Below are 16,196 nucleotides of genomic sequence, written 5' to 3' on the forward strand. Positions count from 1 at the left end.
CCAACAATACAAGTCGAATCCAGTCACGACACATGTGGAATGAGTGGCTTTGTAGGTGTCATCCTTTACATTCTAAAGCTGCACAAGGACGTAATGAAGATGCCTAGGGATTTCCTTTAGGTACATTTATAATCGATCGGCTTCACCATGGTGGAGTGTTGTATAATGTGGAGGTACAATCGCGTCATTAAATTGGCAGGAACTAAAAGTGGAAAGAAAACTACAAATCTATCTAGAATTTCTTTTTCTAATCAATGTATAAGAGGAAAAAATGGAGGTATACAAATGTCAAGTGCAACACAACGTGCCGAATTACAATCTCAAATCTGGAAAATAGCCAATGAAGTCCGTGGCTCTGTAGATGGATGGGATTTTAAACAATATGTTTTGGGAACGCTGTTTTATCGTTTCATTAGCGAAAACTTTACTAGCTATATTGAAGCGGGAGACGAAAGTGTCAAGTATGCAGAAATTCCTGACGATATTATAACGAAAGAAATCAAAGAGGATGCCATTAAAACAAAAGGTTATTTCATTTCTCCGAAGCATCTGTTTGCTAATATTGCAAAAACCGCCAACACAAATGAAAGCTTGAATACTGATTTAGCTGAGATATTTTCTGCTATTGAAAATTCAGCAAATGGTTATCCTTCTCAATTGGATATTAAAGGATTATTTGCTGATTTCGACACGACAAGCAATAGATTAGGTAATACCGTAAAGGACAAAAATAGTCGATTAGCTGCTGTCATTAAAGGAGTTGAAGGGCTTAATTTTGGTGGTTTTGAAGATAGTCAAATTGACCTTTTTGGTGATGCCTATGAGTATTTGATCTCTAATTATGCTGCCAATGCAGGTAAATCCGGAGGGGAATTTTTCACACCGCAGTCTGTGTCTAAGCTTATTGCGCAATTAGCCATACATAAGCAAACAACGATTAATAAGATTTATGACCCAGCAGCCGGTTCAGGTTCATTGCTATTACAAGCAAAAAAACAGTTTGATAATCATATTATTGAAGATGGTTTTTATGGACAGGAGATTAACCATACAACTTACAACCTTGCTCGTATGAATATGTTTTTACACAATATAAACTACGATAAGTTTAATATTGCTTTAGGAAACACTCTTTTAGATCCTCAATTTGGTGACGAAAAGCCTTTTGATGCGATTGTATCTAATCCACCTTATTCCGTAAAATGGATCGGCAGTGATGACCCAACACTTATTAACGATGAAAGATTTGCTCCTGCAGGCGTATTACCCCCAAAATCTAAAGCCGATTTTGCGTTCGTACTTCATGCGCTTAGCTATCTTTCAGGTAAAGGCCGTGCTGCTATCATTTGTTTCCCTGGCATTTTTTATCGCGGTGGTGCAGAACAAAAAATTAGACAGTATTTAATTGATAATAACTTTATTGAAACGGTTATTTCATTAGCACCTAACCTTTTTTATGGGACTTCAATAGCGGTTAATATCTTGGTTCTTTCAAAGCATAAAACCGATAATAAAACTCAATTTATAGATGCAAGTGGAGTAGATTTCTATAAAAAAGAAACGAATAATAACATACTTAAAGATGAGCACATTGAGCGAATCATTAAAATTTTTGACAAAAAAGAAAATATTGACCATATTGCAGAATCCGTTGAGTATGATGCAATCGTTCAGAAGGATTATAATCTTTCTGTGAGTACTTATGTAGAACCAAAAAACACAAGGGAAGTCATTGATATAAATAAGCTTAATGCAGAGATAAAGACGACTGTAGCAAAGATAGACCAACTACGTGCTGAAATTGATGACATTATTGAGGTGATTGAATCATGATTAAGCCGAATTATATGGATATATTGCTTGATGGAATTGAGGTTGAGTGGAAGAGTATTGAAGAAATAATCATTGATAAGTTTTGGATTATGCCCGCTACGCCAGAATTTAATGAAGGTGAAGAAATTCCATACATTACATCAAAAAATATACGAGGTGGTCAGATTAATTTTGATAAAGTTAAATTCATATCTCGTTCTGATTATTTGGGATTATCTCGTAATAGACCCATACTTGCAGGTGATATTTTAATTAGTATGATCGGTACAATAGGGGAAGTTGCTAGAGTAAAAGATACCGATTTAGATTTTTATGGTCAAAATATGTATCTAATTCGACTAGATAATAATTTAATAAATAGTGATTTCTTTTTACATTTTTTTGATTCACCGAAAATGAAAAGTCATTTTAATTCAGTTAAGAACAATTCGGGGCAAGGATATTTAAAAGCCAAAGATATTGAAAATCTCCAAATTCCCATTCCACCCCTTCACATTCAAGCTGAAATAGTTCGTATTTTGGACATCTTTACAGAGCTTACAACAGAGCTTACAGCAGAGCTTACAGCAGAGCTTACAGCTCGTAAAATTCAGTATAACTATTACCGTGATAGGTTCTTGACTTTTGACGAGGGAGAAGTTGAGTGGAAGACGTTGGGGGATGTTACACTATCAACTTCCAATATTAGGTGGACAGATACAAAGGATACTTATCGGTATATTGATTTAACTTCAGTTTGTCGCGAAAAAAACACAATAATTGAGACAACCGAAATATCCGCTGAAAATGCACCGAGCAGAGCCCGGAAATTAATTATAAGAAATGATGTTATCTTTGCAACAACTCGTCCTACCCAGCAACGACTTTGTTTAATTACTGAAGAATTTTCTGGAGAAGTTGCTAGTACTGGTTATTGTATCTTAAGAGCCAAAATTGATGAAGTTTTACCGAAATGGATTTATTATTGTATTACTTCATCGGAATTTAAAAAATATGTAGAAGAGAATCAGAGTGGTTCTGCATATCCAACAATTTCTGATTCGAAGGTCAAAGAGTTCAAAATTCCCACCCCAACTCTTCCCGAACAAGAGCGAATAGTATCTATTTTAGACAAATTCAATGCCTTGACATTCTCAATCACTGAGGGTTTACCACGTGAAATAGAGTTGCGTAAAGAGCAATATGAATATTATCGTAATATGCTACTTTCATTTCCGAAAAGCGAGGTAGAAGTATAGTATGGGAAAGAGTTTAATTGAAGTTGCACAACAGTTAAAAGATAATGATAAAAAAGTTCAACTGATTTATGCTTTTAATGGAACGGGTAAAACAAGGCTATCAGGGGAATTCAAATTGTTATTTGCACCAAAAGTAGATGATGATACGGAATTAGAAGAATCAGAAGTAATCGGTAAAAAAATACTATATTACAATGCGTTTACGGAAGATTTATTTTATTGGGATAATGATTTGGAGTTTGATGTGGAACCAAAACTTAAAATCCACCCTAACGCATTTACAAAATGGATTTTTGAAGAGCAAGGACAAGATTTTAATGTTATTTCGAATTTCCAACATTATACCGATGAAAAATTATCTCCACGTTTTAATGAAGAATCTTTTAAAAATGAGGATGGAAATAATGTAACAGTAAGAGCTTTTACAGAAATAACTTTTTCGTATGAGCGTGGTAATGATGATCGTTCAGATAACATTAAAATTTCAAAAGGAGAAGAAAGTAGTTTTATATGGTGTGTTTTTTATTCTCTACTTGAACAAGTTATTGAAGTATTAAATGTAGCTGAACCAACGGATAGAGGAACAGATCAATTTGATCAATTGGAGTATGTATTTATAGATGACCCTGTAAGTTCATTAGATGATAATCATTTGATTGAATTAGCGGTAAATCTAGCAAAATTAATAAAATCATCTGCATTAACAGACCTTAAGTTCATTATTACCACACACAATCCTCTTTTTTATAACGTGTTGTTTAATGAATTTCGTAATACTGATAGAAGTACAGGTTACAACAGTAATAAACACTTTAAATGGTATAAACTGGAAAAGAAAGAAGAGGGTACTTACGAACTAGTAGATCGGCTTAAGGACTCACCTTTTTCTTATCATCTATTCCTAATAAATGAAATTGAAAAAGCTATTGAAGCTGACCAAGTATATAAATATCATTTTAACTTTATTCGAAATATTTTAGAAAAAACTGCCACTTTTTTAGGGTATTCTGATTGGGCAGAATTGTTGTTACCTGTTAAAGGAAATCGGGATGCATATGTAAAAAGGATTCTAAACTTATCTAGTCATTCAAAACATTCAGCTGAAGAAATTGTTGAACTCACAAACGATGACAAGAATGTTATAAGATATCTTATGAATGAAATTAATGAAATATATAGGTTTAAAAAATTTATTAAGGGGGGAAATGAATGAGCGACTACAACACTATCGCAGAATCAAATAACTACATAGTTCTAGATAAATATAGCAAGATAGCAGAACAAGGGGGAGGCTATCAAACGGAAGCTAATTTAGAACGAGAACTGATTCGAGATTTAGTAAATCAAGGTTATGAATATCTACCAAGCATTAACACTCCTGAAAAAATGCTTGCTAATGCTCGTGTGCAACTCCAAGACCTTAACAAAGTACAGTTCTCAGAAGCTGAATGGATTAGATTTTGTGAGCAGTTTTTAGATAAAACCAGCGATAACCATATCGACAAAACCCGTAAAATTCATAACGATTATATTTATGACTTTGTTTTTGATGATGGACATATTCAGAACATTTACCTAGTGTACAAAGAAGATGAGAAGATTGCCCTAAATAAAGTGCAGGTTATTTCTCAATTTGAACAAAAAGGAACTCAAGCTAATCGATATGATGTTACCATCTTAGTCAATGGCTTACCATTAGTGCAAGTCGAGCTTAAAAAGCGTGGGATTGCGATTCGTGAAGCCTTTAATCAAGTTCATCGATACAGTAAAGAGAGTTTCAATTCTGATAACTCTCTATTTAAGTATTTACAGATTTTTGTGATTTCTAATGGGACAGATAGCCGTTATTTTGCTAATACGACGAAACGGGATAAAAATAGTTTCGATTTTACGATGAATTGGGCCAAAGCGGATAATATCCTAATTAAAGATCTAAAAGATTTCACAGCTACATTTTTTCAGAAAGATACTTTATTGAATGTACTACTTAAATATTCCGTATTTGATGCGAGCGACAACCTGCTGGTTATGCGACCTTATCAAATTGCCGCGGCAGAAAGAATATTATGGAAAATTAAGAGTTCATACCAAGCAAAAAAATGGAGTACCATTGAAAGCGGCGGATATATTTGGCATACAACAGGTTCGGGAAAAACGCTTACGAGTTTTAAAGCAGCTCGTTTGACTACTGAACTGGATTTTATCAATAAAGTTTTTTTTGTTGTAGATCGGAAAGACCTGGATTTTCAGACGATGAAAGAGTATCAGCGTTTTTCTCCTGATAGTGTTAATGGTTCAGAAAGTACCGCAGGATTAAAGCGTAACATCGAAAAAGATGATAATAGAATTATTGTGACGACGATTCAAAAACTGAATAACCTAATGAAAAGCGAAACAGAGTTAACTATATATAATAAGCAAGTGGTATTTATTTTTGATGAAGCTCACCGTTCACAATTTGGTGAAGCTCAAAAAAATATCAAGAAAAAGTTTAAGAAATTCTATCAATTTGGATTTACAGGCACGCCTATTTTTCCAGAGAATGCGTTGGGTTCTGAAACTACTGCTTCTGTCTTTGGGCGAGAGGTACACTCTTATGTCATTACGGATGCCATTAGAGATGAAAAGGTTTTAAAGTTCAAAGTAGATTATAACGATGTACGTCCCAAGTTCAAAACGATCGAAAAAGAACAGGACGAGAAAAAGCTATCGGCAGCAGAAAATAAGGAAGCACTACTACATCCTGAACGGATCAAAGAAATATCTCAATATATTCTTAATAATTTCAGAGTAAAAACCCATCGTCTAAACGCAAATGGAAAAGGGTTTAATGCCATGTTTGCTGTGAGCAGTGTCGATGCAGCCAAACTTTATTATGAATCATTAAATAAATTACAACAAGGAAGCAATAAGCCCCTGAAGATTGCTACAATCTTCTCCTTTGCTGCTAATGAAGAGCAAACTGCGGTGGGTGAGATTCTTGATGAAACTTTTGAACCTTCAGCAATGGATAGTAGTGCAAAAGAGTTTTTAAGTTCAGCGATCAAAGATTACAATGTGATGTTTAAAACTAACTATGGCGTGGAAAGTAAAGAGTTTCAAAATTATTATCGTGACCTTGCTAAACGAGTAAAAGACAAAGAGATTGATTTGTTAATTGTTGTTGGAATGTTTTTAACTGGTTTTGATGCACCTACATTAAATACTTTATTTGTTGATAAAAATCTTAGGTATCATGGTTTAATACAAGCTTATTCGAGAACAAATCGTATTTATGATTCCACCAAAACTTTTGGGAATATTGTTACTTTTAGAGATTTAGAACAAGCAACCATAGACGCTATTACTCGTTTTGGAGATAAAAACACTAAAAATGTGGTTTTGGAAAAAAGTTATAAAGAATATATGGAAGGATTTGCTGATGTGGCAACGGGTGAAGCCCGTCGTGGTTACGCAGATGTAGTCGGAGAGTTAAAGGAACGTTTTCCTAATGTCGATGAGATTGTTACTGAAAAGGATAAGAAAGAATTTACTAAACTATTTGGTGAATATTTGCGTATTGAAAACATCCTACAGAACTATGATGAATATTCAGCTTTAAAAGCACTACAAACAGTAGATATGACTGACACTAAAGCTTTAGAAGATTTTAAGAATACTCACTATGTAACGGATGAAGATATAGCTGATATGCAAGAGATTCAAGTGTTAGAAGAGAGAGAGAATCAAGATTATCGTTCTTCATACAATGATATTCGTGATTGGTTTCGTCGTGAAAAAGTTGGAAAAGAAAAAGAAAATACTTCTATTGATTGGGATGATGTTGTCTTTGAGGTAGATCTTCTAAAATCCCAAGAGATTAACTTAGATTACATTCTTGAACTTATTTTTGAGAAAAATAAAAACGTAAAAGATAAAGATTCATTGGTTGAAGAGGTACGTCGTTTAATTCGTTCTAGTGTAGGAAACCGTGCCAAAGAAAGCTTGGTAGTTGATTTTATTAACCAAGCTGATTTAGATAGTATTCAAGATAAAGCAAGTATTATCGATGCCTTCTTCTCATTTGCCCAAACTGAGCAAAAACGTGAAGCAGAGGAATTGATTAATACTGAAAAACTTAATGAAGATGCTGCAAAAAGATATATTTTGACTTCATTAAAAAGAGAATATGCTAGCGAAAATGGAACGGAGCTTAATGAAGTTCTTCCTAAAATGAGTCCACTCAATCCTCAATATTTAACAAAAAAACAGAGTGTTTTTCAGAAAATCTCTGCCTTTGTGGATAAGTTTAAGGGTGTAGGTGGAAAGATTTGATAAGTCTAAAATAGCGGTTAAACATCAAAATATTTGACTCTCATTCTAAAGAAATAAAATTTCATTGGTGATGGTGTAGAATTATTTTAATATACTTCATCACCTTTTTATTTACCGCTAAAATTGTATTTGTTAATCACCTGAAGCTCTATCGTTTGCACTCTTTTTAATTTTGCTATGTATGAGAAGGAGGATTATACCAGTTTTTTAGCGTATGTTCATGTAGTGTCCATGGCTTATCTTTCATTTCTTTAGCTATCAAAGTCCCAAATTTCTTATAATCAGAAATAATTATATTGCGAGTCCTATCTGCTCCATCGAGTGGGAGTAGGATATACGCCTTAACAATAGGTTGAAAAATGACACTCTTATATCTGCGGTGTTTAGCAAATAGAAGGGAGTCTTTTTTATTGCGTACAGTATGAGTAAACATTAATCATGGCGTTGTTCCCTTATTTAATAAACTCTCAAAATTGATCCCATTTTAAAGTTCACTTCATGATCCTTTCAGGTCCGGCCTGTACAATAAGTACATACTAAGAGCTATATGGCTACTGAAGGGAGAATTGAATGTATGCGTAAAACCGACTATATGAGCAAATGGAAGATGGGCATTGGAAGTGCGTTTCTGATGGTGATGCTGGCAGGATGCGGTTCAGGTATGCAAGACCTGGCTTCCGGTTCAGGGGACTTTCCATTTGTGAACTTAGAGGCAGCGGATGCTTCTTCCGATCAGACCCGAAACCAGGAATTATCCTCTGACGTAACAACGAACACAAATCAGGAACAACAAGAGATGCAGGGTACTCCGCAGACAGAGATATAATTAACATAGGACTGATCCGGTAAAAAATAGCCCTGGAACATGTCGCAAATTGCTCCATATACCTAATGATAATACGCCTTCGGAATAAGAGACATCGTTATTCCTAGATCATCATTCACCTGATTGCTAAAACGCATCAGAAACATAAGTTAACCTGATTAGAGCGCTTCTCGCCCTTGGATCAGGTTAGCTTTTTTATGTTATCCTGCGGAACTTTCGCCATGAAAGAATGGACATAATCCATTGCAATTTCTCCGAAAAAAGCGCATTCAATTGGGTTGTAAACCGCTGAACTGGTTCAATCTGTTAAATAATACGAACGATATTATAAAAGGGTTATATTAATATTCGTTTTTCTCATTGACAAAAACATACTGCCCTCCTAAAATAGTGATGGGAAACAAACAAATAGCGCATACTTATTCGTATAATCCTGGGGATTGGCCCGGGAGTCTCTACGAGATCACCCTAATGATCTGGCTACGAAGAGGAGAAGGCTAAGCACATGAATTCTACATGATTGCGGGGACATCACGCACATTAGAATTTTTTTTGTTCTTAGTAAAGGCATCGTGCCACTCCTTGTCAGCTGAACCCTGGGTGAAGAATCTTCATCAGGGTCATTTGTCGTTTTTCAATATGGCTTCAACATCTCTAAGGGGGAGTTAGTAATTATGGATCGTTTCTTTAAATTAAAAGAAAACGGAACAAACGTTAGAACGGAGATTGTTGCAGGTCTCACTACGTTTATGACAATGGCTTACATTCTTTTTGTAAATACGTTGTTCTTGGGACAAGCCGGAGCGGGGATGTCGGATAATGCAGTATTCTTTGCAACAGCCGTCGGCGCCGGATTAATGACTATTATTATGGGATTGTTCGTGAATATTCCGATCGCACTTGCACCAGGTATGGGGCTGAATGCGTACTTCATGACTGTCGTTCTAAGTTCGAATGGAGCGATTACTTGGCAAGCGGCTCTCGGAGCGGTATTCCTTTCCGGTATCGTGTTCATTATTTTGACCGTGACGAAGATTCGTCAAATGCTGCTTGTTGCAGTTCCACAATCGATCAAAATGGCCATTACAGTTGGTATCGGTCTCTTTATTACCATTATTGGTTTCAAACTTGCTAATCTCGTGGCTGTAACAGTTAATGTTGCACCAGACGCAGACCTGAGTCAGCCGATTCCAGGTAGCAGTTTTAACCTGTCATTGGGTAACTTTATAACACATCACGATGCATTGCTGGCTCTGATTGGTTTGCTCCTTATTGCTATACTGATGGTTATGCGTGTCAAAGGCGCTCTGCTGATCGGGATCGTAGCAACAACGCTGATTGGTATTCCGATGGGCGTTACGAATCTGAGTGGTCTTTCAGGCGCAAGCTGGTTGCCTAACTTCAGTGATCTGGCGGTTGGACAGCTGGATTTGAAAGGTGCCATCAGTCTCGGATTGTTCGAGATCATCTTCATCTTTACCTTCGTTGAATTGTTTGATACGTTTGGCACGATGGTAGGTACTGCAACGCGTATGGGTATTATGAAAGATAAGAAAAAAGGCGAGAAAACGATCGGTAAAGCGATGCTCGTCGACGCAGTTGGTGTCAGCGCAGGTGCTGCACTGGGTACAAGTACCATTACGGCATACGTTGAAAGTGCTTCAGGTGTTGAGGCAGGTGGGCGTACAGGACTGACCTCGGTAACAACAGGTTTGTTGTTCATTTTGGCCCTGTTTATCGCACCGCTTGCGCTAGTTGTTCCATCTGCTGCAACGGCTCCGGCATTGATCATCGTGGGTGTGCTTATGATGAGTCAGGTACGCAGCATCGAGTGGGATGATTTCCTGCAAGCTTTCCCTGCGTTCCTTACTATTGTATTGATGCCTTTCACAGGCGGAATCGCGAACGGGATCTCCGCAGGTATCGTATCTTATGTGATCCTGGCGGTGTTCAGTAACTTGGTTACAGAGCGTAAAGTGAAAATTCACTGGCTCATGTGGATCTTGGCGATCATTGTAGTCTGCCGATACGTATTTATTGGCGGGGAATAAGCGTACATTAGTTTTAATGAAGAATACGGAGATAAGTTTGTTACCTTATATATGAGAAAGAAGCGAAAGCCACGGGATTTAAACCCGGAGCTTTCGCTTTTTTTGTATTCTTTTCTTGAGAAAAATGAATTTTAAAAATGTTTTCCTTCTATATAGAAGGAATGAGTATAATGTTCTATGATCTGTTGGTTGTTTATCCAATGAAATCATCGGTTAATAAGTTTCTATAACGTGATGAGTCTGTACTGTATACAAGATGTGTTTCTCTATAATTGGATTAGGGATCATGTGAAAAACTTTTTGCGTATGTAAGTTCATTACTCCGATCATTAAAGTTAGTGCGCAGATGTATCATTTAGCCGGCCATAAGGAGATACTTGTTAAAAGGTCTACAGAGTACTAATTTTATAAGAATTTAATGTTTATCGAAAAAAAGACTTGCGTTCCATAATTGTACATGGTATATTCTATTTCCGGCCAAAAAAACACGAGATACACGGTGCGGCAAGCAAATGAAATAAGCTTCGAAAGAAACTTAAAAAAAGAGCTTGCAAAGTTGGTTCGGACATGATATTATATAAGAGTTGCTGAAGAGAACGGCATTCGGTAACGAAACAAGTTTGATCTTTGAAAACTGAACAACGAGTGAGTAAACATTCTGCTTGCAGAATGAACGCGAAAGTTGAGACAAGCCTTGGCTTGAATCGACTGGAGCACAAATGAGATTTTTAATCTCGTCAGATTCAAAATGAGCTTATCGCTCTTTTCAATACTTTATTGGAGAGTTTGATCCTGGCTCAGGACGAACGCTGGCGGCATGCCTAATACATGCAAGTCGAGCGGACTTGATGAGAAGCTTGCTTCTCTGATGGTTAGCGGCGGACGGGTGAGTAACACGTAGGCAACCTGCCCTCAAGTTTGGGACAACTACCGGAAACGGTAGCTAATACCGAATAATTGTTTTCTTCGCCTGAAGGAAACTGGAAAGACGGAGCAATCTGTCACTTGGGGATGGGCCTGCGGCGCATTAGCTAGTTGGTGGGGTAACGGCTCACCAAGGCGACGATGCGTAGCCGACCTGAGAGGGTGATCGGCCACACTGGGACTGAGACACGGCCCAGACTCCTACGGGAGGCAGCAGTAGGGAATCTTCCGCAATGGGCGAAAGCCTGACGGAGCAATGCCGCGTGAGTGATGAAGGTTTTCGGATCGTAAAGCTCTGTTGCCAGGGAAGAACGCTTGGGAGAGTAACTGCTCTCAAGGTGACGGTACCTGAGAAGAAAGCCCCGGCTAACTACGTGCCAGCAGCCGCGGTAATACGTAGGGGGCAAGCGTTGTCCGGAATTATTGGGCGTAAAGCGCGCGCAGGCGGTCATTTAAGTCTGGTGTTTAATCCCGGGGCTCAACCCCGGATCGCACTGGAAACTGGGTGACTTGAGTGCAGAAGAGGAGAGTGGAATTCCACGTGTAGCGGTGAAATGCGTAGATATGTGGAGGAACACCAGTGGCGAAGGCGACTCTCTGGGCTGTAACTGACGCTGAGGCGCGAAAGCGTGGGGAGCAAACAGGATTAGATACCCTGGTAGTCCACGCCGTAAACGATGAGTGCTAGGTGTTAGGGGTTTCGATACCCTTGGTGCCGAAGTTAACACATTAAGCACTCCGCCTGGGGAGTACGGTCGCAAGACTGAAACTCAAAGGAATTGACGGGGACCCGCACAAGCAGTGGAGTATGTGGTTTAATTCGAAGCAACGCGAAGAACCTTACCAGGTCTTGACATCTGAATGACCGGTGCAGAGATGTACCTTTTCTTCGGAACATTCAAGACAGGTGGTGCATGGTTGTCGTCAGCTCGTGTCGTGAGATGTTGGGTTAAGTCCCGCAACGAGCGCAACCCTTATATTTAGTTGCCAGCACTTCGGGTGGGCACTCTAGATAGACTGCCGGTGACAAACCGGAGGAAGGTGGGGATGACGTCAAATCATCATGCCCCTTATGACCTGGGCTACACACGTACTACAATGGCCGGTACAACGGGCTGCGAAATCGCGAGATGGAGCCAATCCCAACAAAGCCGGTCTCAGTTCGGATTGCAGGCTGCAACTCGCCTGCATGAAGTCGGAATTGCTAGTAATCGCGGATCAGCATGCCGCGGTGAATACGTTCCCGGGTCTTGTACACACCGCCCGTCACACCACGAGAGTTTATAACACCCGAAGTCGGTGGGGTAACCGCAAGGAGCCAGCCGCCGAAGGTGGGATAGATGATTGGGGTGAAGTCGTAACAAGGTAGCCGTATCGGAAGGTGCGGCTGGATCACCTCCTTTCTATGGAGAATCGTTTCCTGCAACGGAAACATTCAAATATAAAATCTAGTCAGGTCGGCTAGTTACTCACTCGTTGCTCAGTTTTGAGAGCTCAAACTCTCAAACAGCTTGCTTTTGCATGGAGCTTGTTCTTTGAAAACTAGATATCGAAACGAAACAAACGCGAATTAGAACATTCCTTTTTAGCTGAACTTGTGTTAAACAAGTTTAATAAATTGGTACTTAATTGCTTTTGCGATGGTATTGGGTGGGAGCGACTTTTGGCTTTGGACATAGTCCAAAACAAGGGAAGCGAGCAGTCAAAACCGGAGCAATATGGTTAAGCTACTAAGAGCACACGGAGGATGCCTAGGCGCTAGGAGCCGATGAAGGACGTGGCGAACAACGAAACTGCCTCGGGGAGCTGTAAGCAAGCTTTGATCCGGGGGTGTCCGAATGGGGAAACCCAGCTGGGGTAATTTCCAGTTACTCATAACTGAATACATAGGTTATGTAGAGGCATACCAGGGGAACTGAAACATCTAAGTACCCTGAGGAAGAGAAAACAATAGTGATTCCGTCAGTAGCGGCGAGCGAACGCGGAGAAGCCCAAACCAGAGAGCTTGCTCTTTGGGGTTGTGGGACGTCTCACATGGAGTTACAAAGGAACCGGTTAAGCGAAGAGGTCTGGAAAGGCCCGCCAAAGAAGGTAAAAGCCCTGTAGTTGAAAGTCTGTTCCCTCCGAGACGGATCCCGAGTAGTGCGGGGCACGTGAAACCCCGTATGAATCCGGCAGGACCATCTGCCAAGGCTAAATACTTCCTAGCGACCGATAGTGAAGCAGTACCGTGAGGGAAAGGTGAAAAGCACCCCGGAAGGGGAGTGAAATAGAACCTGAAACCGTGTGCTTACAAAAAGTCAGAGCCCGTTTTAGGGGTGATGGCGTGCCTTTTGTAGAATGAACCGGCGAGTTACGTTCCCGTGCAAGGTTAAGGTGAAGAGCCGGAGCCGCAGCGAAAGCGAGTCTGAATAGGGCGACATAGTACGTGGACGTAGACCCGAAACCGGGTGATCTACCCCTGTCCAGGGTGAAGGTGCGGTAACACGCACTGGAGGCCCGAACCCACGCATGTTGAAAAATGCGGGGATGAGGTGGGGGTAGCGGAGAAATTCCAATCGAACTCGGAGATAGCTGGTTCTCCCCGAAATAGCTTTAGGGCTAGCCTCGGAAACTAGAGTCGTGGAGGTAGAGCACTGATTGGGTGCGGGGCCCGCAAGGGTTACCAAGCTCAGTCAAACTCCGAATGCCATAGACTTACTTCCGGGAGTCAGACAGTGAGTGCTAAGATCCATTGTCAAAAGGGAAACAGCCCAGACCATCAGCTAAGGTCCCCAAGTGTGTGTTAAGTGGGAAAGGATGTGGAGTTGCACAGACAACCAGGATGTTGGCTTAGAAGCAGCCACCATTGAAAGAGTGCGTAATAGCTCACTGGTCGAGTGACTCTGCGCCGAAAATGTAACGGGGCTAAACACACCACCGAAGCTATGGCTTGATGCTATGCATCAGGGGTAGGGGAGCGTTGTATAAGGGTTGAAGGTGTACCGTAAGGAGCGCTGGACATTATACAAGTGAGAATGCCGGTATGAGTAACGAAAAGATCAGTGAGAATCTGATCCGCCGAAAGCCTAAGGGTTCCTGAGGAAGGCTCGTCCGCTCAGGGTAAGTCGGGACCTAAGGCGAGGCCGAAAGGCGTAGTCGAAGGACAACAGGTCGAAATTCCTGTACCACCGTAAGCCGTTATGAGCAATGGGGGGACGCAGTAGGGTAGTGACGCGGACTGATGGATGTCCGTCTAAGCAGTAAGGCTGATGTGTAGGCAAATCCGCACATTGTAAGGCTAAGCTGTGATGGGGAGCGAAAATTATAGTAGCGAAGGTCATGATCTCACACTGCCAAGAAAAGCCTCTAGCCAGGTGAAGGTGCCCGTACCGCAAACCGACACAGGTAGGCGAGAAGAGTATTCTAAGGCGCGCGGAAGAACTCTCGTTAAGGAACTCGGCAAAATGACCCCGTAACTTCGGGAGAAGGGGTGCCCCGGTAGTGTGAATAGCACGAGGGGGCCGCAGTGAAAAGGCCCAAGCGACTGTTTAGCAAAAACACAGGTCTGTGCGAAGCCGTAAGGCGAAGTATACGGGCTGACGCCTGCCCGGTGCTGGAAGGTTAAGGGGAGTGGTTAGGAGCAATCCGAAGCTGTGAACCGAAGCCCCAGTAAACGGCGGCCGTAACTATAACGGTCCTAAGGTAGCGAAATTCCTTGTCAGGTAAATTCTGACCCGCACGAATGGCGTAACGACTTGGGCGCTGTCTCAACGAGAGATCCGGTGAAATTTTAATACCTGTGAAGATGCAGGTTACCCGCGACAAGACGGAAAGACCCCATGGAGCTTTACTGCAGCTTGATATTGAATTTGGGTACGATCTGTACAGGATAGGTGGGAGCCTTTGAAGCAGGAGCGCAAGCTTCTGTGGAGGCAACGTTGGGATACCACCCTGATCGTATCTAGGTTCTAACCTGGTACCGTAATCCGGTGCGGGGACAGTGTCAGGTGGGCAGTTTGACTGGGGCGGTCGCCTCCTAAAGAGTAACGGAGGCGCCCAAAGGTTCCCTCAGAATGGTTGGAAATCATTCGAAGAGTGCAAAGGCATAAGGGAGCTTGACTGCGAGACCTACAAGTCGAGCAGGGACGAAAGTCGGGCTTAGTGATCCGGTGGTACCGCATGGAAGGGCCATCGCTCAACGGATAAAAGCTACCCTGGGGATAACAGGCTTATCTCCCCCAAGAGTCCACATCGACGGGGAGGTTTGGCACCTCGATGTCGGCTCATCGCATCCTGGGGCTGAAGTAGGTCCCAAGGGTTGGGCTGTTCGCCCATTAAAGCGGTACGCGAGCTGGGTTCAGAACGTCGTGAGACAGTTCGGTCCCTATCTGTCGTGGGCGTAGGAAATTTGAGAGGAGCTGTCCTTAGTACGAGAGGACCGGGATGGACGTACCGCTGGTGTACCAGTTGTTCCGCCAGGAGCACCGCTGGGTAGCTATGTACGGACGGGATAAACGCTGAAAGCATCTAAGCGTGAAGCCCCCCTCAAGATGAGATTTCCCAGTATGTAAGACCCCTTGAAGACGACGAGGTAGATAGGCTGGGGGTGGAAGTGCAGCAATGCATGGAGCTGACCAGTACTAATCGGTCGAGGGCTTATCCAATAGCAAGTGATAATTCGCATGTTTCGTTTCGAATCTAGTTTTCAGAGAACAACACTCTGAAATGTAAGCTACGCGTTTGGTGGCGATGGCGGAGGGGTTCCACACGTACCCATCCCGAACACGACCGTTAAGCCCTCTAGCGCCGATGGTACTTGGACCGCAGGGTCCTGGGAGAGTAGGACGCCGCCAAGCAATATAAAGACACACTTGATGATATCGAGTGTGTCTTTTTTGTTTTAATCCTAAATACTTATATAAACCTTAACAGCCCTGGTTATTTACCAGGGCTGTTTTTTTATTTCATTGTTTATAACTTTAAAAGAATCATTTCTCTATCGTTCTTCATTTAATTAAGCAACATCTG

At 41.2% G+C, this 16,196-nt stretch carries 6 protein-coding genes, 3 rRNA genes and 1 riboswitch; all 9 genes read left to right on the forward strand.

Annotated features, from left to right (window positions below):
* The first annotated feature begins 285 nt into the window (after nucleotides 1-285).
* The 9 genes from V6669_RS03615 to rrf all read left to right on the forward strand — a co-directional run bounded on the left by V6669_RS03615 (nucleotide 286) and on the right by rrf (nucleotide 16,024).
* A complete protein-coding gene (locus V6669_RS03615) occupies nucleotides 286-1,833 on the forward strand; it encodes a type I restriction-modification system subunit M (RefSeq protein ID WP_338590779.1) in 1,548 nt (515 codons plus the stop codon).
* The gene (locus V6669_RS03620) at nucleotides 1,830-3,071 is read left to right on the forward strand and encodes a restriction endonuclease subunit S (RefSeq protein ID WP_338590781.1); all 1,242 of its coding nucleotides are present in this window, start codon (nucleotides 1,830-1,832) and stop codon (nucleotides 3,069-3,071) included. The genes V6669_RS03615 and V6669_RS03620 overlap by 4 nt, the downstream gene beginning before the upstream one ends.
* Before the next feature lies 1 nt (nucleotide 3,072).
* Nucleotides 3,073-4,284 carry an AAA family ATPase gene (locus V6669_RS03625; protein WP_338590783.1) on the forward strand — a complete coding sequence of 404 codons (1,212 nt, stop codon included), beginning with the start codon at nucleotides 3,073-3,075 and terminating at the stop codon, nucleotides 4,282-4,284.
* Nucleotides 4,281-7,385 (forward strand): type I restriction endonuclease subunit R, encoded by a 3,105-nt coding sequence (locus tag V6669_RS03630; RefSeq protein ID WP_338590785.1) that lies wholly within the window; start codon nucleotides 4,281-4,283, stop codon nucleotides 7,383-7,385. Before V6669_RS03625 ends, V6669_RS03630 begins: the two co-directional genes overlap by 4 nt.
* Nucleotides 7,386-7,959: 574 nt before the next feature.
* Nucleotides 7,960-8,211: a hypothetical protein gene (locus V6669_RS03635; RefSeq protein ID WP_338590787.1), complete on the forward strand. Its 252-nt coding sequence runs from the start codon at nucleotides 7,960-7,962 to the stop codon at nucleotides 8,209-8,211.
* A 403-nt stretch (nucleotides 8,212-8,614) separates the two neighbouring features.
* A riboswitch (purine riboswitch) is annotated at nucleotides 8,615-8,714 on the forward strand.
* Between the two features lie 171 nt (nucleotides 8,715-8,885).
* A complete protein-coding gene (locus V6669_RS03640; RefSeq protein ID WP_091039082.1) occupies nucleotides 8,886-10,262 on the forward strand; it encodes an NCS2 family permease in 1,377 nt (458 codons plus the stop codon).
* Nucleotides 10,263-11,036: 774 nt separating this feature from the next.
* Nucleotides 11,037-12,589 (forward strand): 16S ribosomal RNA (locus V6669_RS03645).
* Nucleotides 12,590-12,906: 317 nt separating this feature from the next.
* Nucleotides 12,907-15,832, forward strand: a 23S ribosomal RNA gene (locus tag V6669_RS03650).
* A 75-nt stretch (nucleotides 15,833-15,907) separates the two neighbouring features.
* A 5S ribosomal RNA gene (gene rrf, locus V6669_RS03655) occupies nucleotides 15,908-16,024 on the forward strand.
* Together the 16S, 23S and 5S rRNA genes form the textbook arrangement of a ribosomal RNA operon.
* The last annotated feature ends 172 nt before the right edge of the window (nucleotides 16,025-16,196 follow it).

Origin of the sequence: Paenibacillus sp. Y5S-9 (assembly GCF_036894235.1) — a bacterium.
Classification (GTDB): Bacteria; Bacillota; Bacilli; order Paenibacillales; family Paenibacillaceae; genus Paenibacillus.